This window comes from Pediococcus sp. EKM201D (assembly GCF_011800215.1).
GTDB classification, from domain to species: domain Bacteria; phylum Bacillota; class Bacilli; order Lactobacillales; family Lactobacillaceae; genus Pediococcus; species Pediococcus pentosaceus.
Genome location: NZ_JAALFK010000003.1, coordinates 229989 through 249293 on the forward strand (window position 1 = coordinate 229989; position 19305 = coordinate 249293).

General features: G+C 37.7%; 26 protein-coding genes, 1 other RNA gene and 1 other annotated feature. Of the genes, 3 read left to right on the top strand and 24 right to left on the bottom strand.

Going from position 1 to position 19305, the window contains the following annotated elements:
- Window positions 1-11 precede the first annotated feature (11 nt).
- The 16 genes from tsaD to HFC68_RS06230 all read right to left on the bottom strand — a co-directional run bounded on the left by tsaD (window position 12) and on the right by HFC68_RS06230 (window position 11670).
- A complete protein-coding gene (gene tsaD / locus HFC68_RS06155; protein ID WP_011673688.1) occupies window positions 12-1049 on the bottom strand; it encodes a tRNA (adenosine(37)-N6)-threonylcarbamoyltransferase complex transferase subunit TsaD in 1038 nt (345 codons plus the stop codon).
- Complete coding sequence (rimI, locus tag HFC68_RS06160; protein WP_002833279.1) at window positions 1036-1632, bottom strand: ribosomal protein S18-alanine N-acetyltransferase; 597 nt, start codon at window positions 1630-1632, stop codon at window positions 1036-1038. Before rimI ends, tsaD begins: the two co-directional genes overlap by 14 nt.
- Entirely contained in the window at window positions 1613-2341 is a 729-nt protein-coding gene (gene tsaB / locus HFC68_RS06165) for a tRNA (adenosine(37)-N6)-threonylcarbamoyltransferase complex dimerization subunit type 1 TsaB (protein ID WP_002833278.1), read from the bottom strand. Before tsaB ends, rimI begins: the two co-directional genes overlap by 20 nt.
- A 162-nt stretch (window positions 2342-2503) precedes the next feature.
- On the bottom strand, window positions 2504-3496 hold the full coding sequence (gene galE, locus HFC68_RS06170; RefSeq protein WP_011673690.1) for a UDP-glucose 4-epimerase GalE: 993 nt from the start codon (window positions 3494-3496) through the stop codon (window positions 2504-2506).
- A 45-nt stretch (window positions 3497-3541) separates the two neighbouring features.
- Entirely contained in the window at window positions 3542-4279 is a 738-nt protein-coding gene (locus HFC68_RS06175) for an acyl-[acyl-carrier-protein] thioesterase (RefSeq protein WP_002833276.1), read from the bottom strand.
- A 9-nt stretch (window positions 4280-4288) separates the two neighbouring features.
- A complete protein-coding gene (gene rsmI / locus HFC68_RS06180) occupies window positions 4289-5167 on the bottom strand; it encodes a 16S rRNA (cytidine(1402)-2'-O)-methyltransferase (protein WP_011673691.1) in 879 nt (292 codons plus the stop codon).
- A gap of 1 nt (window position 5168) precedes the next feature.
- Complete coding sequence (locus HFC68_RS06185; RefSeq protein WP_002833274.1) at window positions 5169-5510, bottom strand: DNA replication initiation control protein YabA; 342 nt, start codon at window positions 5508-5510, stop codon at window positions 5169-5171.
- A 1-nt stretch (window position 5511) separates the two neighbouring features.
- Window positions 5512-6528 (bottom strand): DNA polymerase III subunit delta', encoded by a 1017-nt coding sequence (gene holB, locus HFC68_RS06190; RefSeq protein ID WP_011673692.1) that lies wholly within the window; start codon window positions 6526-6528, stop codon window positions 5512-5514.
- The gene (locus HFC68_RS06195) at window positions 6528-6863 is read right to left on the bottom strand and encodes a cyclic-di-AMP receptor (protein WP_002833272.1); all 336 of its coding nucleotides are present in this window, start codon (window positions 6861-6863) and stop codon (window positions 6528-6530) included. The genes holB and HFC68_RS06195 overlap by 1 nt, the downstream gene beginning before the upstream one ends.
- A gap of 15 nt (window positions 6864-6878) precedes the next feature.
- Window positions 6879-7508: a dTMP kinase gene (gene tmk, locus HFC68_RS06200; protein ID WP_002833271.1), complete on the bottom strand. Its 630-nt coding sequence runs from the start codon at window positions 7506-7508 to the stop codon at window positions 6879-6881.
- 164 nt (window positions 7509-7672) lie between these two features.
- A complete protein-coding gene (gene recR / locus HFC68_RS06205) occupies window positions 7673-8272 on the bottom strand; it encodes a recombination mediator RecR (protein ID WP_002833270.1) in 600 nt (199 codons plus the stop codon).
- A 26-nt stretch (window positions 8273-8298) separates the two neighbouring features.
- Window positions 8299-8613: a YbaB/EbfC family nucleoid-associated protein gene (locus HFC68_RS06210; protein WP_002833269.1), complete on the bottom strand. Its 315-nt coding sequence runs from the start codon at window positions 8611-8613 to the stop codon at window positions 8299-8301.
- 15 nt (window positions 8614-8628) lie between these two features.
- Window positions 8629-10374 (bottom strand): DNA polymerase III subunit gamma/tau, encoded by a 1746-nt coding sequence (dnaX, locus tag HFC68_RS06215; RefSeq protein ID WP_011673693.1) that lies wholly within the window; start codon window positions 10372-10374, stop codon window positions 8629-8631.
- A gap of 76 nt (window positions 10375-10450) precedes the next feature.
- Window positions 10451-10537: signal recognition particle sRNA small type (gene ffs / locus HFC68_RS06220), an RNA gene on the bottom strand.
- 49 nt (window positions 10538-10586) lie between these two features.
- Complete coding sequence (locus tag HFC68_RS06225) at window positions 10587-11072, bottom strand: nucleoside deaminase (RefSeq protein ID WP_011673694.1); 486 nt, start codon at window positions 11070-11072, stop codon at window positions 10587-10589.
- The gene (locus HFC68_RS06230) at window positions 11065-11670 is read right to left on the bottom strand and encodes a class I SAM-dependent methyltransferase (protein ID WP_011673695.1); all 606 of its coding nucleotides are present in this window, start codon (window positions 11668-11670) and stop codon (window positions 11065-11067) included. The genes HFC68_RS06225 and HFC68_RS06230 overlap by 8 nt, the downstream gene beginning before the upstream one ends.
- A gap of 211 nt (window positions 11671-11881) precedes the next feature.
- Here HFC68_RS06230 and nrdH point away from each other — a divergent pair, with 211 nt between their 5' ends.
- The 3 genes from nrdH (at window position 11882) to nrdF (ending at window position 15352) form a co-directional block, all read left to right on the top strand.
- Window positions 11882-12112, top strand: coding sequence for a glutaredoxin-like protein NrdH (nrdH, locus tag HFC68_RS06235; RefSeq protein ID WP_011673696.1), 231 nt, complete (start codon window positions 11882-11884; stop codon window positions 12110-12112).
- A 101-nt stretch (window positions 12113-12213) separates the two neighbouring features.
- Complete coding sequence (gene nrdE, locus HFC68_RS06240; protein WP_011673697.1) at window positions 12214-14379, top strand: class 1b ribonucleoside-diphosphate reductase subunit alpha; 2166 nt, start codon at window positions 12214-12216, stop codon at window positions 14377-14379.
- Between the two features lie 19 nt (window positions 14380-14398).
- Window positions 14399-15352: a class 1b ribonucleoside-diphosphate reductase subunit beta gene (gene nrdF, locus HFC68_RS06245; RefSeq protein ID WP_002833261.1), complete on the top strand. Its 954-nt coding sequence runs from the start codon at window positions 14399-14401 to the stop codon at window positions 15350-15352.
- Window positions 15353-15514: 162 nt separating this feature from the next.
- Here nrdF and rplL read toward each other — a convergent pair whose 3' ends face one another.
- The 8 genes from rplL to HFC68_RS09350 all read right to left on the bottom strand — a co-directional run bounded on the left by rplL (window position 15515) and on the right by HFC68_RS09350 (window position 19293).
- A complete protein-coding gene (gene rplL / locus HFC68_RS06250) occupies window positions 15515-15880 on the bottom strand; it encodes a 50S ribosomal protein L7/L12 (protein ID WP_002833260.1) in 366 nt (121 codons plus the stop codon).
- A gap of 41 nt (window positions 15881-15921) precedes the next feature.
- Complete coding sequence (gene rplJ / locus HFC68_RS06255) at window positions 15922-16428, bottom strand: 50S ribosomal protein L10 (RefSeq protein WP_002833259.1); 507 nt, start codon at window positions 16426-16428, stop codon at window positions 15922-15924.
- 25 nt (window positions 16429-16453) lie between these two features.
- Window positions 16454-16580, bottom strand: a sequence feature (ribosomal protein L10 leader region).
- Between the two features lie 47 nt (window positions 16581-16627).
- Window positions 16628-17317: a 50S ribosomal protein L1 gene (gene rplA, locus HFC68_RS06260; protein ID WP_002833258.1), complete on the bottom strand. Its 690-nt coding sequence runs from the start codon at window positions 17315-17317 to the stop codon at window positions 16628-16630.
- 92 nt (window positions 17318-17409) lie between these two features.
- Window positions 17410-17835, bottom strand: a complete 426-nt coding sequence (gene rplK, locus HFC68_RS06265) for a 50S ribosomal protein L11 (protein WP_002833257.1) — start codon at window positions 17833-17835, stop codon at window positions 17410-17412.
- 128 nt (window positions 17836-17963) lie between these two features.
- A complete protein-coding gene (gene nusG, locus HFC68_RS06270; RefSeq protein ID WP_002833256.1) occupies window positions 17964-18509 on the bottom strand; it encodes a transcription termination/antitermination protein NusG in 546 nt (181 codons plus the stop codon).
- A 93-nt stretch (window positions 18510-18602) separates the two neighbouring features.
- On the bottom strand, window positions 18603-18773 hold the full coding sequence (secE, locus tag HFC68_RS06275; protein WP_002833255.1) for a preprotein translocase subunit SecE: 171 nt from the start codon (window positions 18771-18773) through the stop codon (window positions 18603-18605).
- A 12-nt stretch (window positions 18774-18785) separates the two neighbouring features.
- Entirely contained in the window at window positions 18786-18935 is a 150-nt protein-coding gene (gene rpmG, locus HFC68_RS06280; RefSeq protein WP_011673699.1) for a 50S ribosomal protein L33, read from the bottom strand.
- Between the two features lie 55 nt (window positions 18936-18990).
- Window positions 18991-19293 carry a hypothetical protein gene (locus HFC68_RS09350; protein WP_256677779.1) on the bottom strand — a complete coding sequence of 101 codons (303 nt, stop codon included), beginning with the start codon at window positions 19291-19293 and terminating at the stop codon, window positions 18991-18993.
- Window positions 19294-19305 lie beyond the last annotated feature (12 nt).

Sequence of the window (19305 nt, forward strand, 5' to 3'; positions counted from 1 at the left end):
TCACCCACTCTTTACTTAATTGCTTCTGGTTCCCAATCAAATTCTAAACTTGGATCAGCATTTAACGTCATATCAGCAAAAACTTGGTGTCGCATTAACATTTCACCAGCAGCACCAATCATTGCTCCATTATCACCACAAAGATCCAAAGGTGCCTTAACGAAATCTAAATGATTAAATTTTTCGCCAAGTTCTTTATCTAAAGTATCCCGTAAACCACGGTTAGCTGCAACTCCTCCAGCTAAAATTAATTGTTTTATTTCTAACTGCTCGCAAGCCCGAACCGTTTTAGCCGTGATAACATCTATCACGCTTTGTTGGAAGCTTGCTGCTAAATCTTTTTTACTAAGTTCTTCATTAATTTGATCTGCATGATGCACTGTATTAATAAAAGCACTCTTCAAACCACTGAAACTAAAATCAAAATTATCTTCGTGTTCCATTGCTCGTGGGAACTTGAAGATGTCTTCGCCTTGGTGAGCAAGTTCGTCGATTGCTTTACCCGCTGGATACTTCAAACCCATTACGCGCCCCACTTTATCATAGGCTTCACCGGCTGCATCATCACGAGTCTCACCGATAATTTTAAATTCATTTTCGGTTGGCATATATACTAGTTCTGTATGACCCCCCGAAACAAGGAGAGCTAAGGCTGGAAAAACAATGGGTTTTACAAAACGTGCAGCGTAGATATGTCCAATCATGTGATTAACTGGGATTAATGGTAATTCATTTGCAAAAGCAAAAGCTTTAGCAGCTGAAACGCCCACTAAAAGTGCCCCAACTAATCCGGGTCCATACGTAACTGCTACAGCATCGAGGTCCTCTTTACGTACTTCAGCTTGCTTTAAGGCTTGTTCAATGCAGATGGTAATTTGCTCGATATGATGGCGACTGGCAACTTCCGGAACCACCCCGCCAAAGCGCTGATGGCTATTAATTTGTGTTGCAATTATGTTAGATAAAATAATGTCACCATTTTTAATAACTGCAACACTAGTTTCATCACAACTTGATTCGATTGCTAAAATTAAACTAGTTTGATCCACGATATCCTCCTCGCCACTTCGACAAATCTAATGTCATATCAATTGCATCTTCATGATCGCCGAAATAATACCTCTTCTTGATTCCTGTCTTTTCAAAACCAATCTTTAAATATAATGCTTGAGCTGTAATATTACTTTTTCTTACTTCTAAAGTGATTGATTTGTATTCAATAAATTGAGCTTTTTTAATAATCGACTCAATTAGAAACGATCCAATACCACGGTTTTGATATTCCGGTAAGATAGCTACATTAGTAATGTGCGCCATTTTACTACGATCATCAAAAGAAGCTCCGATAAAGCCCAACAGTTGGTCATTATGCCTAATAACTAAATATAATCGGTCTAATTTTCTTCGCAATTCGTTGGCAAAGGCCATTCGATCCCAAGGGGTTTGTCCGTCATACACAGCACGTTCAACCGTTAATATCTCCGGAATATCGGTATTAGTAGCCTGCGCTACAAAATATCTTTCACCTTCGATTACAACATTATGGTGTTTAATTTCAAAAGCCTCCTCACGCAAACGTCGTGTCCGATTAAAAAAAGTGTATTTAGCCCAATTAATTAATTTGTCTAACATATGATTCTTTGTTTTCATCGTTTGGATGCTTTTCCTTCCAATTTCTTTCTGCTTCTGTCACTCGTAAATAAGCTGGTACAAAAGTATAAACATTTTCAAGTTCTGTTTTTTGTAATCCTAAGATTCCTAATGCATGCGCATTTGGTAAACTGTTTAATTTTCCAGAATGTTCTGCAACAACAACCAACGTATTTTCTACCATTGTTTGAAATTGTTCAAATTGAGAAGATACAAAGTAAACTGGTCGACCTAACTCATTAATCTTAGCCAATAATTTTTCAAAACTAATATGTTGGTCTGCTAGTACGTTTACAACTTGTTCTCCATTTTTCTCATAAATTCCGGCGAATACATTTCCATTTCTAGCGTCAAAGAATGGGACTACTAAACCATTTTGAGGTGCGTTAGGAACCAACATTTCTAAACTAGATACTCCTACTAACTCAGCATTTAACGTTAATGCTAATGTTTTGGCCGTAGTAACGGCGATTCGTAACCCAGTATATGAGCCCGGTCCTTTGGCAACAACAATCCGGTCAATTTCGTTTAGTGCCATCCCTGCTTCTGCAAGAGTTTGCGAAATAATTGGCATCAGTTGTTTACTATGATTTCTTTTAATATTAGTGGTTTGCATAGCTAGTAATTGTTCTGAATCCAAAACCGCTACACTTAAAGTAACGTTGGACGTATCCATAGCTAAAATCTTCATTCAGTTCGCTCCCTTTTAATTCCTCTACATATTATCCTACAGAATAGTGATGACGACAACAAAGAATAAATTCGTCCTTTCAAGGTCATTTCTTTCAAAATTAAAGAGGTTATGACAAATTTTTATGTCATAACCTCAATTAAAATTATTTATACGTTTATTTTAGTGGTCTTCATAACCATTGGGATGTTTCTGAGTCCAATTCCACGCAGTTTTAATGATTTCTTTAACGTCATCATATTGAGGATTCCATTTTAAGATTTTGCGTGCTTTTTGACTTGCAGCAATTAATGAATCTGGATCTCCAGGACGACGAGCCGCAATTTTAGCTGGAATGGCTTCACCAGTTGCTTCACGTGCTGCTTCAACCATTTCTTTAACTGAGAAACCAGTTGATGAACCTAAATTGAAGACGTCGCTATCATTACCTGCTTTAAGATAATCGATTGCTAAAATATGAGCATCCGCAAGATCTAAAACGTGCACATAGTCACGTACGTTCGTACCATCTGGAGTATGATAGTCATCTCCAAAAATTTGTAATTGGTCACGTTTGCCTAAAGCCACTTGCAAGATAATTGGTGTTAAATGAGTTTCTGGTCCATGATCTTCGCCAATTGAACCATCTGGATAGGCTCCTGCTACGTTAAAGTAGCGGAGGGCTACAAATTTGATTCCATAAGCTTGATCCGCCCATTTAATGATTTTTTCCATCATTAATTTACTTTCACCGTAAGGATTGATAGGGGCTTGACGGTCGGTTTCTTCGATCGGAGACTTTTCAGGAACTCCATAAGTAGCAGCTGTAGATGAGAAAATAATGCGTTTTACATCGTGATCCCGCATTTCTTCAAGAAGAGCAACCATTCCTGCCGTATTATTATCAAAATACTTAAGCGGTTTTTCCATGGATTCAGGAACAATTGAAAATGCAGCAAAATGCACAACTGTGTCAATTGCTTCTTGATCAAAGACTTCCTTTAAAAAGGCATGATCTCGGATATCGCCCTCATAAAATTTTACGCCTTTATCCACTGCGCCACGATGACCAGTTGATAAGTTATCCACAACGACTACATCTCGATTTTGTTCGACTAATCGCTTAACCATATGTGAACCAATATATCCGGCTCCTCCAACTACAAGAATACTCATTCATTCATCCTCCAATGTAAAATTTAAACTACGCTCATTGTAACCTTAACGGTGATTCCATTCAACATTTGCTTCACAACACAAAGTGTCATTAGCAAAAATTTTATGATCACTTTTGAGTGTATCATGATCCATCGTAAAAGTGCTATGGGCAACCTGGTTAGGTTGGATTTCCACATGATAACGAATGTTAATCATCGCTGGATAATAGTTATTTAGAGTATCTTGATCAACCGTATTAAAAATCCATTCAAAATATTTAGCATTATTCACATGCCGATTTGGATCAATATCAAAATATTCTACACTGAAATCCTTAGCAACTGATGCTCCTTCAATGGTTTCCAGTTTAGGCAAACGAACAATACGTTTAACCTGGTCAGCTTCATAGGGTTCAATAATTTCAGGTAAGAGCTTGTGCATTCTTCGCGTTGTTCGATCCATCAATACAAAAATTGAAGTGTTTTCCACAATCACTTCACCTTTTTGATCTTTAACCCAAAAATCCCGTTGGCAGAAATAATCATTGTTATTAACTGCTCTAGTTCCTACTACAATTTGTTCTCCAACCCGTGGTAGTCGTTTGATTTTCAGCACGTATTGCGTAATTACCCAGCCTAATCCGGTTTTATCCACAACTGCATTTCCGACACCTAGTTGCTGACTTTGATTATCCGAAGTTAACAACATGGCGTTAATAATCATGGGAACTTTCATTGTTCCGGTCTGGTCACCTTCGTAATGCGTTACTAAATGTTGTTCTTCATGTATCTTTCCAGCCATTATTCTCTCCTATTGCTCTAACTGATGATAGATGTCATAAACTTCTTGTTTACTTAAACCTCGCAATTTAGCGACCTGTTTAATCGCAATTGTTGGTTTAACTTGTTCATCATCGATAATTTTTTGCACATGTTCATTAATCGTCATGCTTTCCCACTCGTTATTGGTAGTAACCTGTGGATGATCATTTCCTTCGACCATCACTACAAATTCGCCTCGTACTTCATTTTCAGCAATCCATTGCTGAACTTCTTCAATACTTCCACGAATAAACTCCTCATAGCGTTTGGTAAGTTCGCGTGCCAAAACCATTTTACGAGTCGTACCGAAACTACTACCAATTTGTTTGACGGTCTTAGCTAAACGATGCGGTGCTTCGTAAAAGATAACTGTATTAGGATTATTTTTTAAAACCTCAAGCTCTTCTTTTTGCTCTTTAGTTTTGCGTGATAGAAAACCATAAAAAGTAAAGGGTTGGGGAACTAATCCTGAAGCAATTAATGCTGTAATTCCGGCATTCGAGCCTGGTAAAGGTACGACGTTAAGGTGTTGTGATACTGCTACCTTTACTAACTCTTGACCAGGGTCACTAATTGACGGCATCCCCGCATCTGATACCTGAGCAATTTGTTGACCATCTTCTAACATTTTCAAAATTGTTGGAATGCGCTGCTGAGTATTGTGCTCATGGAAGCTCATCTGTTTGGTATCAATTTCAAAGTGATTAAGTAGTTTTTGAGTATTTCGTGTATCTTCAGCTAGGATTAAATCAACATCTTTCAAAATATTAATTGCTCTGAAAGTCATATCTTCTAAATTTCCAATCGGCGTTGGTACCAGATATAATCGTCCTTCATTCGATTGGCTGAAACTTTTTTGCGTTAACATATTAGCGATCTCCATAGATGACGGTTAAACAAAATGCGCACTCTTCTTCATCTTGACGATGCTTACCGTAAAATTCATTACAAACGTGATATCCGCTCGCATATAATTTTTCTAAGTTTTGAAGTGACTTTGATAAACCATATTTTGTGTTCTTAGTTCCTTCATTTTCAGCAGCGGTTGCTTGCTTTAGACGCTCTCTCAAATGTTGATTTTCAATTTGAAGTTCAGCATTTTCTTCCATGATTTCCACCATGGCACTTTGGGTTTCGTGTAGTTTATTTAACAAATCCTCAGTATTTCGCGTGACTTCTGTTATTTGATCAAATAAATCTTTTTTATCCACACTATCGCCCTCTCATTTTGAATATATTACATATTTTAATCGTTGCTTTTTCCACAACGCTTTGAAAATTTAAATTCTGACTTAACTGATGTTTTAAAGGCAGCAATACATCTGCAACAGCCAATAATTGACGGACGTTGGTCTGATCAGCTAACTCTTGTAACTGACGTCGATTAGCTTCATAAGTAATCGTTTCTTGATCAAATTTTAGTTCTAACAGGTCCATTGCATATAACATCATCAAGTCCAATATTTTTTCTTGATAAAATCGATCCTTAGCCAAAGCCATTACTCGAGTTTGAACATCCACAAATGCAGTTATGTCCCCAGTAGTGGCCGTTATAAACCACTTTTCTAACGCCTTATGGGCATCCAAAATCCAGTTGTTATCTACCAGTGTTTGAATTTCACTCATATCGTTGGTTAACCGGGTTAAAATTCTAGCATCCGTTTCAGCTATATTTTGCTCTGTCAATTCCTTAATCAATCGATCTTTAGGTAACGGTTTTAGTTCAATAATTTCGGTTCTCGACACAATAGTTGGTAGCATCAAACTTCTATTTTCAGCAAGTAAAAACGCCGTTACCTCTCCTGAAGGCTCTTCGATGAACTTCAGCAAACTATTGGCCGCACTCGTTGTCATTTTATTAGCTTGTTCAATAATAAAAACTTTCCGTGCGCCCTCTACCCCACTTTTAGAGAATTCGGATTTTAAAAAACGAACTTGTTCCACCTTGATTGATTGGCCATCTGGTGCAATTTCTACAACATCTGGATGTTGTCCTGACATGATTCGAGTACACTCTTCACATTCTCCACAAGGCATTGATCCCTGTAAGTCAATACAAAAAAGACGCATCGCTACCCATTGAGCGACGTCTTTTTTTCCAATCCCACCTGCTCCGGTTAACAGGTAGGCATGCGACAAATGCTGGCTATCAATCATTTCATTAAAGCGTTTAACAATTTCAGGTTGTTTTTCCACAGCCTGATTAGTTAAATTTTTCAGATCTTCCACTAGAAGCGCTCGAATTGATCTACCGGAAGAACAAGGACGGTTGCACCACCGACTTGAACCTTAATTGGATAGGCCGTAGTACCTTCCATATTAACGTCCATGTTAACAGATGGTGTCATAAATTCTTCTCTGGTATGACTAGCTTTCTTGATAATTTCAAGGACTTCTGGGACACGTTCTTCTTCAATCCCAATCATGAAAGTTGTATTACCTGATTGTAGAAAACCACCAGTTGTGGATAACTTAGTTGCTCGAACATTTTGATCAATAAACTGATCACTCAAATAGTTTGCATCTTTATCTTGTACAATTGCGATAACTAACTTAGTTGCCATAATAATATTCCTCCGCTAATTTAAAATTTGGTCTAACACTTCAATTACATCTCTCTTTACATCATCAAGTTCTTGACTCGCATCAATTACGACAATCCGATCTGGAAATTTCTTAGCTAAATCTAGATATGCCGAACGGACTCGCTGATGAAAATCTAATTGTTCTAAATCTAACCGATCAACATCTTCCGTCCGATGAGTCATAATGCGCTTTAGTCCAAGTTCTGATGGTACATCCAAGTAAATTGTTTTTTCTGGTAATGCTCCTTCAGTAGCAAAGAGATTCATTTGATAGACGGCATCGGTACCAATTTTTCTGCCTGCTCCTTGATATGCAATTGAGCTATCAACAAATCGGTCACAAAAAACCACATGATTTTTTTTCAAAGCTGGTAAAATCGTTTCCACCAAATGTTGTCGTCTAGCAGCCGCATAGAGTAAGGCCTCCGTTCGCTCATCCATCTCGGTGTTGTTTTTATCCAAAATAATAGTTCGAATTGCCTCTGAAATAGGATTTCCGCCGGGCTCCCTCGTTACTGTTAATTGGTCCTTCAAACGCTGTTGGTAATGTTCGACCATCGCTTGCAGAACCGTTGTTTTTCCAGCCCCATCTGGACCTTCAAATGATATAAAATGCCCGTTCACCAGTATTCCCCGCCTTACTTGTTTTAAATTATTTATTGTTTTTATTCTACTTTAGATTTTAAGGACTGTCTATTAACCTTAATTAAAATATCACCATATTAATTTAAAAAAATGAGCTAACGCGCTGGTAAAATCGCATTAACTCATCTTTTAATTATTTTGCTTTACATTTCTGTTCGGCCTTCAACCGCTTTATATAAAGTCATTTGATCCGCATATTCAATATCACTTCCGACCGATAACCCGTGAGCTAAACGAGTAACTTTAATGCCGGACGGTTTAACCAATCTTGAAATATACATCGCTGTCGCTTCCCCTTCTGGAGTTGCATTTGTAGCAATAATAACTTCTTTAATGGCCTCGTTCTTCTGTAAACGGGTAAGTAACGCAGCAATATTGATGTCTTCAGGGCCTTTACCATCCATGGGTGATAACACGCCATGTAACACATGATACAAGCCATGGTATTCTTTCATCTGTTCCATTGACATTACGTCCTTAGAATCTTCGACTACTAAAACCGCTTTTTGATCTCGTGAAGGGTCCTGACAAATATCACATGGATCATCTTCCGTAATATTTCCACAAATACTACAGAAACTTAGGTCCCGTTGTGCTGAAATCAGCGCCTTAGCAAATTCGGTTACATCATCTTTTTCCATATCTAACGTAAAAAATGCTAATCGGGTTGCCGTTTTATAACCAATACCTGGTAATTTCATGAAACTATCGATTAATTTCGCAATCGGTTCTGGATATTGCATAACGGTCTATCACCTACGATTCTTAATTACATTCCGGGGATGCCCTTAGTGTATTTTCCCATTGTTTTATTAGTTTCACTATCCACACGATTCATAGCGTCGTTTACAGCGGCTACAATTAAATCTTGTAACATGTCTGGATCATCTTCATCGATTGCTTCAGGATTAATCACGATGTCTTTCATTCTATGATCACCGGTGAATACAACTTTGACCATGTCATCTGGTGCCACACCCGTAAATTCAGTTTGATTTAATTTTTCTTGTTCTTCTGTTACCTTTTTTTGCATCTTTTGCATTTGACGCATCATGCTTTGCATGTTTCCCATTCCACCACGCATTTGTATTACCATCCTTTAATCATTTTTTATATTTACATTTTCAGAGCCAAATAATTCGACCGCTTTTTTAACAGCTTGATTATCTTCATCCGCTTTGGGTGTAGATTGCTCTGATGCCTCTGGTTCAGATTTTTCTTGATTCTTATCAAAATGATGAGTATTTAAGAAACCTGACCGCACCTCTGGCCACTCTTCAACTGTAACATAAACTACCTTAAAATCGGAACCAGTTAACTTAGCTAAATTTTGTTGAAGTTCAGTACGAAGCACTTCATTATCGACGGCCTTTTCAAACAGAAAGTCGTAATTGAACGCTACGACCACTCCTTCTTTACTAGCTGCAACTGGCTTAGAAACGTGCATTAAAGCCCGTTCTGTAACAGATAGCATATCCATTAGGTCGCGCCAGAGTTCCTGCATTGTATTTAAACTGGCCTTAGTAGCATTTTCCAAGATCGGATAAATCTTGGTTAAATTAGCAGGAGTTTTAACTTGTTTAGCCCCTACCGCTTTTTTCTTAGGTTTAGGCTGAGCTGATTGTGAATTACTTGGCGTATTTTTTACATTTTGTTGTAGCTTTTGAATTGCTTGTTTTAATTGACTGACTTCTGAACGTAACTGCTCCACTTCTTGGTTATCCACGGAACCGGTTGGGGCTTCGGTGGAAACTTTCGCAGTTTTTCGTTGTGATAGCTTAATCGTCAAAACTTCCAAATAGACATCTGGGTGAGTCGTGAAGCGCATTTGTTGTTGAATACTATTCAACGTATCAATCATCTGATATAGCTCCACGCCAGTCACCATAGCTGCTTCTTCAGTAAAAGCTTCCGATAGATCATTCAAGCTTTGTTCTTGCACCAACTGGGGATCTTCTTGGTATAAGAGTAAATTTCTTTGGACAGCAATTAAGTCTTCAATTAATCGTTGTCCATCTTTACCCTCATCTAAAATTTGATGCAAAGTTTCTAATGCCGCTGATGTTTCTTGCTTAAAAATTTGCGTTAAATACTGATCTAATAGTTTTTGGTTAACACTTCCTGTAACTAATAAGGCGTTATCTAAAGTTACTTCTTCGTTACCAAATGAGATCACTTGATCCAAAATACTTAACGCATCTCGCATCCCACCTTCAGCAGCCTTGGCGATAATTGCTAAAGCCTTTTGATCGTACTGGATTCCCTTTTGATCCAAAATATAGACCATGCGATCATAACTTTGAGCTGGTGTAATTCGTTTAAAATCAAAACGTTGTGTTCTTGAAATAATAGTTAATGGAATCTTTTGAGGTTCCGTCGTTGCTAAAATAAAAATTACATTAGCTGGTGGTTCTTCTAAAGTTTTCAACAACGCATTAAATGCTCCGGTTGATAGCATATGGACTTCATCAACAATGTAGACTTTGTAGTCTGCTTCAGTTGGAGCATACTTTGCCTTATCTCGAATATCGCGAATTTCTTCGACACCATTATTCGAGGCCGCATCAATTTCGATTACATCGTTTAAGGTTCCCTCAGTAATCGCTTTACAAGTCACACATTCATTACAAGGCTCACCATCTTTAAGATAGTGACAATTAACCGCCTTAGCAAAAATCTTAGCTGCCGATGTTTTTCCGGTTCCTCGTGGACCAGTAAATAGATACGCATGGCTGGTCTGCTCAGTTATTAATGCATTTTTTAAAGTCCTCGTGACGACGTCTTGACCGACCATATCATCAAACTTTTGAGGCCGCCAAACACGGTATAATGCTTGATAACTCATTTGATTTCCTTCCATATTTGCTTTTTTTAAGAAAAGAACCCTTAGCCCAATGGACTAAGAGTTCGTTAATTTACCCAATAACTTAAGGCACAAGCCAGAGCATACTTAGTGCTGCTTCCTTCCGGACCTGACACAATTCGTAAGTCCAACCTTGCCTCAAGGCCTTACGGCAATAACTATGATACTCGAATTTTAAAAAAATTTCCACTATTTTACTTAGTTTTTTTTCTTCTTTTTCGAATTTCTTTAAAAAACGTCTTCATTAACATCGATGCTCGGTCAGCTTCAATCCCTTCATGAACCGTCACTTGATGGTTTAAACGCGTATCTTCGAGTACGGTATACAGGCTTCGAACCGCTCCTGCTTTAGGATCTCGAGCACCAAAAAATACTTGAGGTAATTGTGAATTGATGATGGTTCCACTACACATTAAGCATGGTTCAATGGTCACAAAAAGCTGACAATCCCACAGCCGCCAGCTTTTTAAATAAGCGCAAGCTTCCGTAATAGCTAAGACTTCCGCATGAGTGGTTGAATCCTGTGAGTGTTCTCTTAAGTTATGACCACGACCGATAATTTTACCATCATGAACAACCACTGCTCCAATGGGGACCTCATCAATCATTTTGGCGAATTGGGCCTCTTTAATTGCTTCATTCATATAAAAATTAATTTCATGCTCTGTTAACTTATTCATGTGCACTTCTTAAAATATAATATCCTTTATTCTTTTTTAGGACTTCGACATTCCCAAAGGTTTCTTGCATTAATTTTTTAGCTGAGGGCGCCCCCTGTTTTTTCTGAAGAACAATTACCAGTTGGCCACCTGCTTTTAAATGAGATTTAGCCTCAACGATAATTGTCTCAACTACCGATTTTCCTGCACGGACTGGTGGATTAGAAATAATCGTGGTGAAATCCGTATCATCGATATTCTCATATGCATCTGATTTATAAATTTGAGTCTGTTTTTCGACGCTATTAGCAACTGCATTTCGTTTGGCGAGTCCCAACGCGCGTTCGTTAACATCTGTCATCTGTACTTGTATCTCTGGAAAACTTTTGGCAAGTGATATGCCAATTGGACCGTATCCACATCCCACGTCTAAAATCTTTTCAGCAGAACCTACAATTTGTATTGCTTCAAGCAACGTCCTAGTTCCAAAATCAATTGTGTTTTTTGAAAAAACACCGCGATCCGAAATAAAATTTAATTTATGACCCAAAAGCTCGTAGCTCCAATGCTTCTCGTCATGTTCGGCGTTGGGATTTTCAGTAAAATAATAATCTGTCATTGAAAAGTCCTCCATTCTCTATTAATATAATATCGTATTGTAAATTCAGTTACCAATTTAAAAAGAATAAAATTTAATAAACACCGCCAGCACAATATATAGTGGGATTATAAAAATATATCCTCTACATATTGTGCTTTTTTATTTCAAATTTAGTAATAAATGTTGTATACTTAGTTCCATGATAAATGAGACAAGGGGGATCAGTATTATGAGAAAAATAATTGTGTACACTAAAAATAACTGCATTCAATGCAAAATGACTAAACGCTTCTTATCCGAAAACGGGGTTACTTTTGAAGAACGTAATATCAATGCAAATCCAGAATATATCGACGCTTTAAAAGCTAAAGGCTTCCAAGCCGTACCAGTCGTTCAATTTTCTGAAGAAAAAGCTGTGGCTGGTTTTAGACCTGATTTACTAAAAAAATTAGCAATTTAGTTCTCCACCAACGCTAACTCAGATGTTCAAGACGCCCCATTCGTACATTGTAAATGCGGAGCGTTTTTTTATTTCACTTGATTGAAGAGAGGATTCGAATTATGACTTTAAAAGATCTAAAAGATGTTACTTACTATGATTTAAACAATGAAATTAACATCCCTGTTGATAACCAAATTCCCCTAAGCAAGGATCGTGAAGCTCTAGCTGCATTTCTAAAAGAGAATGTTCAAGCTAACACCATGCAATTTGATTCTCTACGTGAACGTTTCGATTACCTCCTCAAAGAAGACTATATCGAGGCTGCCCTTGTTGAAGAATATTCATTCGATTTTATCGAAAAACTGTACGACTTCTTAAAGCAACAAGACTTCCACTTTCAATCGTTTATGGCAGCTTATAAGTTTTACGCTCAATATGCCTTAAAAACGAATAATAACGAATATTATTTAGAAAACTTCATCGACCGCGTGGCTATGAACGCTCTCTACTTTGCTGATGGTAATGAAGAATTGGCCATGAATATTGCCGATGAAATCATTCACCAACGCTATCAACCAGCTACTCCTAGTTTTTTAAATGCCGGTCGTAAGCATCGGGGAGAGTTAGTTTCATGTTTCTTAATTCAAGCTAACGACGATATGAACTCGATTGGTCGTACGATTAATTCTGCTCTTCAACTTTCTAAATTAGGTGGCGGGGTCGGAATCAACCTCACTAACCTTCGTGAGGCGGGAGCACCAATCAAGGGGATTGAAGGCGCTGCTAGCGGTGTGGTTCCGGTTATGAAACTACTAGAAGATAGTTTTTCTTATGCCAATCAATTAGGACAACGTCAGGGAGCTGGTGTTGTATATCTAAACGTTTTCCATCCCGACATTGTATCTTTCCTTTCAGCTAAAAAGGAAAATGCCGACGAAAAGATACGGGTTAAAACCCTCTCACTTGGTGTAGTCGTTCCCGATAAATTTTATGACCTCATCAAACACGACGAAGATATGTATCTATTTAGTCCTTATAGTGTGGAAAAAGTTTACGGTGAACCTTACGCCTACGTCGATATTACTAAAGAATACGACAACATGGTCAAAAACCCTGCTATTAAGAAATTCAAAGTTAAAGCCCGTAACATCGAAAATGAAATTTCTAAACTTCAACAGGAATCTGGCTATCCTTACATTGTTAACGTTGATACGGCTAATCGAGAAAATCCAATTTATGGAAAAATTGTAATGAGTAATCTCTGCTCAGAAATTATGCAAGTACAAACTCCATCCGTAATTGATAACAAGCAAAACTATACGAAACTAGGAACTGATATCAGTTGTAACCTTGGTTCAACAAACATTGTTAATATGATGCAAACGCCCCACTTCGGTAAATCGGTCGAAACTATGGTTAGAGCGCTAACTTTTGTTACGGATCATTCTGATATTGACGTTGTTCCTTCTATCCAAAATGGAAATGCTCTTGCTCATACCATTGGTCTTGGAGCAATGGGACTCCATGGTTACTTAGCTAAGAACCACCTTTACTATGGTGAAGCAGATTCGATTGAATTCACTAGTGTTTACTTTATGCTGTTGAACTATTGGACTCTAAAAGCTTCTAACCAGATTGCCAAAGAAAAGAATCAAGTTTTCCACAACTTTGATAAAAGCAAATATGCTGATGGTTCTTACTTTGATAAATATGTAGAAAATGATTTTGGACCTAAATCCAATCGAGTTAAAGAGTTATTTAATGGAATTGAAATTCCAAGCGTTGAAGATTGGAAGCAACTTAAAGCTGATGTGATGGCTGACGGACTTTATCACCAAAATCGAATGGCAGTTGCTCCTACTGGTTCAATTTCTTATATCAACGATGCGACAGCTAGTCTTCAACCCATTGTTAACAAAATTGAAGAGCGTCAAGAAAAGAAAATTGGGAAAATTTACTTCCCAGCTCCATATCTTTCCAATGATACGTTAAAATATTACCAATCAGCTTACGACATTGATATGCGTAAAGTTATTGATATTTACGCTGCTGCCCAACAACATGTTGACCAAGGGATGAGTATGACCTTCTTCATGCGTTCAACAATTCCAGCTGGAATTTATGATTGGAAGGAAGGCCGCACTGATAAAATGACCACTCGTGATCTTAATATCCTTCGTAACTATGCCCATCATGAAGGTATCAAGTCCATCTACTACGTTCGTACCTTCACAGATAATGATGGTGAAGTTGGCGTAAATCAATGTGAAAGCTGTTCAATTTAAATAAGTGGAGGATTTTTTAATGGAAAACTATGAAGCAATCAACTGGAATGCCATTTCAGACCAAATTGATAAAGCTACTTGGGAAAAGTTGACTGAACAATTTTGGCTTGATACCCGTATTCCAATTTCAAATGATCTTAGTGACTGGCGTGAATTAGACGAAGACCACAAATGGGTCGTAGGTCACGTATTTGGCGGTCTAACTCTGTTAGATACTCTTCAATCACAAGATGGAATGGCAGCTCTCAGAAAGGATATTCGTACTCCTCACGAGACAGCAGTGTTAAATAACATTCAATTTATGGAATCGGTCCATGCTAAGAGTTATTCATCAATCTTTGAGACTTTAAATACTCCCTCTGAAATTGATGAAATTTTTGCTTGGAGTGATTCAGAAGAATTCCTTCAAAATAAAACTAAACGAATCTATGAGTTATATCATGATGATGAACATCCTTTGAAGAAAAAGATTTCGAGTGTATTTTTAGAAACTTTCTTATTCTACTCTGGCTTCTTCACTCCCCTTTATTACTTAGGTCATAATCAACTAAACAATGTGGCTGAGATTATTAAACTAATTCTTCGTGATGAATCAGTTCATGGAACTTATATTGGTTACAAATTCCAATTAGGCCTTAAAGAGCTTGGTGAAAATGAACAGCAAGAAATAAAGGATTGGATGTATAACTTCTTATACGATTTATATGATAACGAAGAAAAATATGTTCATACTTTGTATGACCAAGTTGGTTGGACTGATGAAGTTCTTACCTTCACGCGTTATAATGCTAACAAAGCCCTCATGAATTTAGGGCAAGACCCATTGTTCCCTGATACTGAAGCTGATGTTAATCCCATCGTAATGAATGGGATTTCAACTGGAACTTCTAACCATGACTTCTTCTCACAAGTTGGTAACGGTTATCGTTTGGGTAACGTGGAAACTATGAGTGATGAAGATTACAACATTTAAATCCAAATAAAAAAATCCAACTTCCATTTTAGAAGTTGGATTTTTTGTAACGCTCTGTCATCCTATTTATCAAAAAGTCTTTATTTGAATATTTTTTAAAACAAAAAAAGAGCTATTTCCATCCAAATGGAAATAGCTCTTTTAATAACTTAAGAAATTAAATTACTTAACTTCTACAGTTGCGCCAGCTTCTTCAAGCTTAGCTTTAAGTTCGTTTGCTTCGTCTTCAGAAACGTCTTCTTTAATTACAGAAGGAGCGTTGTCTACCATGTCCTTAGCGTCTTTCAAGCCAGCACCTGTGATTTCGCGAACTGCTTTGATAACTTTGATCTTAGCTGAACCACCTGAAGTAAGTTCAACGTTGAATGAAGTCTTAGCTTCAGCAGCGCCACCAGCAGCACCTGCTGCAGCAACTGGAGCAGCAGCTGAAACGCCGAATTCGTCTTCGATTGCTTTAACAAGATCGTTTAAATCAGTAATTGAAGCACCTTTTAAGTCTTCAATAAATTGGTCTTTATCTAATGCCATTTTTGTTTCCTCCAAATTAATTATAATTAAATGTTATTTGCTTATGCAGCGTCTTCTTCAGACTTCTTGTCAGCAACAGCTTTAAGTGCATATGCAACGTCACGTACAGGTGACATAAATTCATTAGCAAGCATTGCAAGCAAGTCTTCACGACTAGGCAATGTAGCGAATGTATTAATTGTATCGATATCAGCAACTTCACCTTCAATAATACCACCCTTAATTGAAAGGTTGTCATTACTGTCAGCAAAAGTCTTCAAAATCTTAGCAGGTGCAACAGCGTCTTCTTCTGAGAAAGCAACAGCTGAAGGACCAACGAACACGTCGTCCATACCTTCAAAACCAGCTTTTTCAGCAGCACGTGTCAACACTTTGTTTTTGATAACGCGTAGCTTGATACCAGCGTCACGAAGTTGTTTACGTAAGTCTGTTACTTCAGCAACAGTTAAACCACGTGAATCAACAACAATAGCAGAAACGGATTCCTTTAATTGTTCAGCAACTTCATCAACGATTGCAGCTTTTTGTGCGATAGCTTCTTTACTCAATGTATTTCACCTCCTGAATGATTGTTGAACCATAAAAAAATTCGTACCCCAGAAAGACTCTGAGACACGAATAGTTTCATACGTTCCTCGGCAGGCAATATATTAAGGCCAAACATGGCCACCTGAGTCTTAGGTAAATTATTCAGTTATAATTCACTCTTAGTAATATATCACAGCGTTTGGAACAAATCAAGAGATTTTAGAATTGAGAAAAGTCAACCTTAACTCCTGGTCCAAATGTTGATGCAACTGATACGTTTTGTACGTAAGCACCCTTAACAGATGCAGGACGTAAACGAACGATTGTATCGTTGATTGTTTGTAAGTTACCAAGTAATTGGTCAACATCAAATGATACTTTACCAATTGGCACATGAACATTACCGTCACGGTCTGTACGGTATGTAACCTTACCAGACTTAGAATCAGCAACAGCCTTTTCAACATCCATAGTAACTGTACCAGTCTTAGGGTTAGGCATTAAGTTCTTAGGTCCCAATACGCGACCTAAACGACCTACTTGTCCCATCATGTCTGGTGTTGCGATTGCAACGTCAAAGTCTAACCATCCGTCTTGGATGCGTTGTACTAAGTCGTCGTCACCAACAACATCTGCACCAGCTGCTTTAGCTGCTTCAGCCTTAGCACCTTTAGCAAATACAATAACTGTTTGCTCTTTACCAGTACCGTTTGGTAAAACAACGGCACCACGAAGTTGTTGGTCAGCTTGCTTTGTGTCAACGTTCAACTTGTATACTGTTTCAACAGTAGCGTCGAACTTTGCAAAATCAATTTTCTTAACTAATTCAAGCGCTTCTTTTGGAGCATAAGCCTTAAGAGCTTCTACTTGTTTTGCAGCGTCTTGAAACTTTTTACCTTTTTTAGCCATCTGTGTGTTTTCCTCCTAGCAAATGTGGTTATAGCGGATTTTCCTCCCACTTTGATACATCCACTTTAGTGGAGTATCCGACAGTGCGTGTATTAGCCTTCGACTACGAATCCCATACTACGTGCTGTACCTTCGATCATGCGCATAGCAGCTTCAACGTCTGCAGCGTTTAGATCTTGCATTTTTGTTTCAGCGATTTCCTTAACTTGAGCAGAAGTAACTGTTGCTACTTTGTTCGTGTTAGGTTCACCAGAACCGTGTTCTACACCAGCAGCTTTCTTCAAAAGAACTGAAGCAGGTGGTGTCTTTGTAACGAAGTCGAATGAACGGTCTTCGTAAACTGTGATTACAACAGGAATTAACAAGCCAGCTTGGTCAGCTGTACGTGCGTTAAAGTCCTTTGTAAATCCCATAATATTGATACCTGCTTGTCCAAGTGCTGGTCCAACCGGTGGAGCTGGAGTTGCTTTTCCTGCAGGAATTTGCAATTTAACAATGTTTGCTACTTTCTTTGCCACGAGACATACCTCCTTAAAATAAGTCCGTGTGTGGTCACGATGAAGATTTATATTTCTTCTCCCACATTGAGTATGCAAGGCATACTACGATATAATACCACACCCGAAATGTTTGTTCAAATTAAAATCTAGTCAATTTTATCAATTTGTTCGATATCTAGTTCTGTACTAGTTTCTCGACCGAACATATCGATGTTAACTTTAACCTTCATGTTATTATTATCGACTTCAGTAATCTTACCAGTCAAACCTTCAAAAGCGCCATCGACGATCTTAACTAATTCGCCTACTTCAACTTCGATATCAGCATGACGAGCAGTCATTCCTAAGCGACGAAGAATACGTTCAACTTCATCTGGTAAAAGTGGAGTTGGTTTACTACCAGAACCATGGGAACCAATAAATCCAGTAACTCCTGGTGTATTACGAACCACGTACCAAGAATCATCAGTCATAATCATTTCAACCAAAACATAGCCAGGGAATTCATTCTTCTTAACAATCTTGTCTTCCCCATTTTTAGTTTCAACTTCTTCTTCTTCGGGAACAACTACTCGGAAAATATATTCCGCCATCCCCATTGATTTAGCACGTGAATCCAAGTTATTTTTAACTTTATTTTCATATCCAGAATATGTATGTAACACATACCAGTTTTTTTCTTCAGTTTCCAAGTTAAGCGCTCCTTTTCCAAAATAAAAAAACTCCGTAAGCACGAAGTTTCTATCAACAAATTAAATTATAACAAAATAATCGACCTTATGCCATTATACAAATAGCTTAAGGAACAATTGAATTAGCCAATCGGCTAAAGCTAAGAAGGCTATAAAAAATACCGATGTTGAAATAACAGTGGAAGAGTCTTTTCTTAACTGTTTAAAATTAGGCCAGTCAACTTCTCGCATCTCTTGACCAATGCTCTTAAAAAATCGAAACATTTAATACGCCTCCTATCTTGTTTCACTGTGTAAAGTGTGTTTGTTACAACGTTTACAGTACTTATTAACCTCTAAACGGTCTGTTCTTTGCGGGTTAGCTGCTACTGTGTAGTTTCTTGAACCACAAACAGTACATGCTAAAGCTACTTTCTTTTGGGACATAAAAAATCCCTCCTTATCGAAATTAAACTTTAGCATGTGCAACCCTGATTGTCAATTAAGGGCGACCATACATTTGTTCACTTAATTTTTGTTTACACCGTACTATCGCATTTTGGATCTTAATCACCTCATAACCAAGTTTTTCCGCAATTTCTTCTGGGCAATTTCCTTTAAACAACAGCACTGAAACTTCTTTTTCAAATTTTGATAACAATGATTCATATTCCGCATAACTCTCCTTAATGACTAAATTACTATGCGGTGTAATCTTAGAAATTTTCTTAGTTGCTGTTTCTAAATCACCATCAACACTTTCTATCGATTGCGCCGTCAGACCCGCTTTTCTTTTATAGGCCATCTCAAATCTTAA

Coding starts and splice junctions, on each gene's coding strand:
- rimI (WP_002833279.1), bottom strand. CDS start 1,632: ATGTTAGACAAATTAATTAATTGGGCTAAATACACTTTTTTTAATCGG.
- tsaB (WP_002833278.1), bottom strand. CDS start 2,341: ATGAAGATTTTAGCTATGGATACGTCCAACGTTACTTTAAGTGTAGCG.
- galE (WP_011673690.1), bottom strand. CDS start 3,496: ATGAGTATTCTTGTAGTTGGAGGAGCCGGATATATTGGTTCACATATG.
- HFC68_RS06175 (WP_002833276.1), bottom strand. CDS start 4,279: ATGGCTGGAAAGATACATGAAGAACAACATTTAGTAACGCATTACGAA.
- rsmI (WP_011673691.1), bottom strand. CDS start 5,167: ATGTTAACGCAAAAAAGTTTCAGCCAATCGAATGAAGGACGATTATAT.
- HFC68_RS06195 (WP_002833272.1), bottom strand. CDS start 6,863: ATGGCAACTAAGTTAGTTATCGCAATTGTACAAGATAAAGATGCAAAC.
- recR (WP_002833270.1), bottom strand. CDS start 8,272: ATGCAATATCCAGAACCGATTGCGAAATTAATCGATAGTTTCATGAAA.
- HFC68_RS06210 (WP_002833269.1), bottom strand. CDS start 8,613: ATGCGTGGTGGAATGGGAAACATGCAAAGCATGATGCGTCAAATGCAA.
- dnaX (WP_011673693.1), bottom strand. CDS start 10,374: ATGAGTTATCAAGCATTATACCGTGTTTGGCGGCCTCAAAAGTTTGAT.
- HFC68_RS06225 (WP_011673694.1), bottom strand. CDS start 11,072: ATGAATAAGTTAACAGAGCATGAAATTAATTTTTATATGAATGAAGCA.
- HFC68_RS06230 (WP_011673695.1), bottom strand. CDS start 11,670: ATGACAGATTATTATTTTACTGAAAATCCCAACGCCGAACATGACGAG.
- nrdH (WP_011673696.1), top strand. CDS start 11,882: ATGAGAAAAATAATTGTGTACACTAAAAATAACTGCATTCAATGCAAA.
- nrdE (WP_011673697.1), top strand. CDS start 12,214: ATGACTTTAAAAGATCTAAAAGATGTTACTTACTATGATTTAAACAAT.
- nrdF (WP_002833261.1), top strand. CDS start 14,399: ATGGAAAACTATGAAGCAATCAACTGGAATGCCATTTCAGACCAAATT.
- rplL (WP_002833260.1), bottom strand. CDS start 15,880: ATGGCATTAGATAAAGACCAATTTATTGAAGACTTAAAAGGTGCTTCA.
- rplA (WP_002833258.1), bottom strand. CDS start 17,317: ATGGCTAAAAAAGGTAAAAAGTTTCAAGACGCTGCAAAACAAGTAGAA.
- secE (WP_002833255.1), bottom strand. CDS start 18,773: ATGTTTCGATTTTTTAAGAGCATTGGTCAAGAGATGCGAGAAGTTGAC.
- rpmG (WP_011673699.1), bottom strand. CDS start 18,935: ATGTCCCAAAAGAAAGTAGCTTTAGCATGTACTGTTTGTGGTTCAAGA.
- HFC68_RS09350 (WP_256677779.1), bottom strand. CDS start 19,293: ATGGCCTATAAAAGAAAAGCGGGTCTGACGGCGCAATCGATAGAAAGT.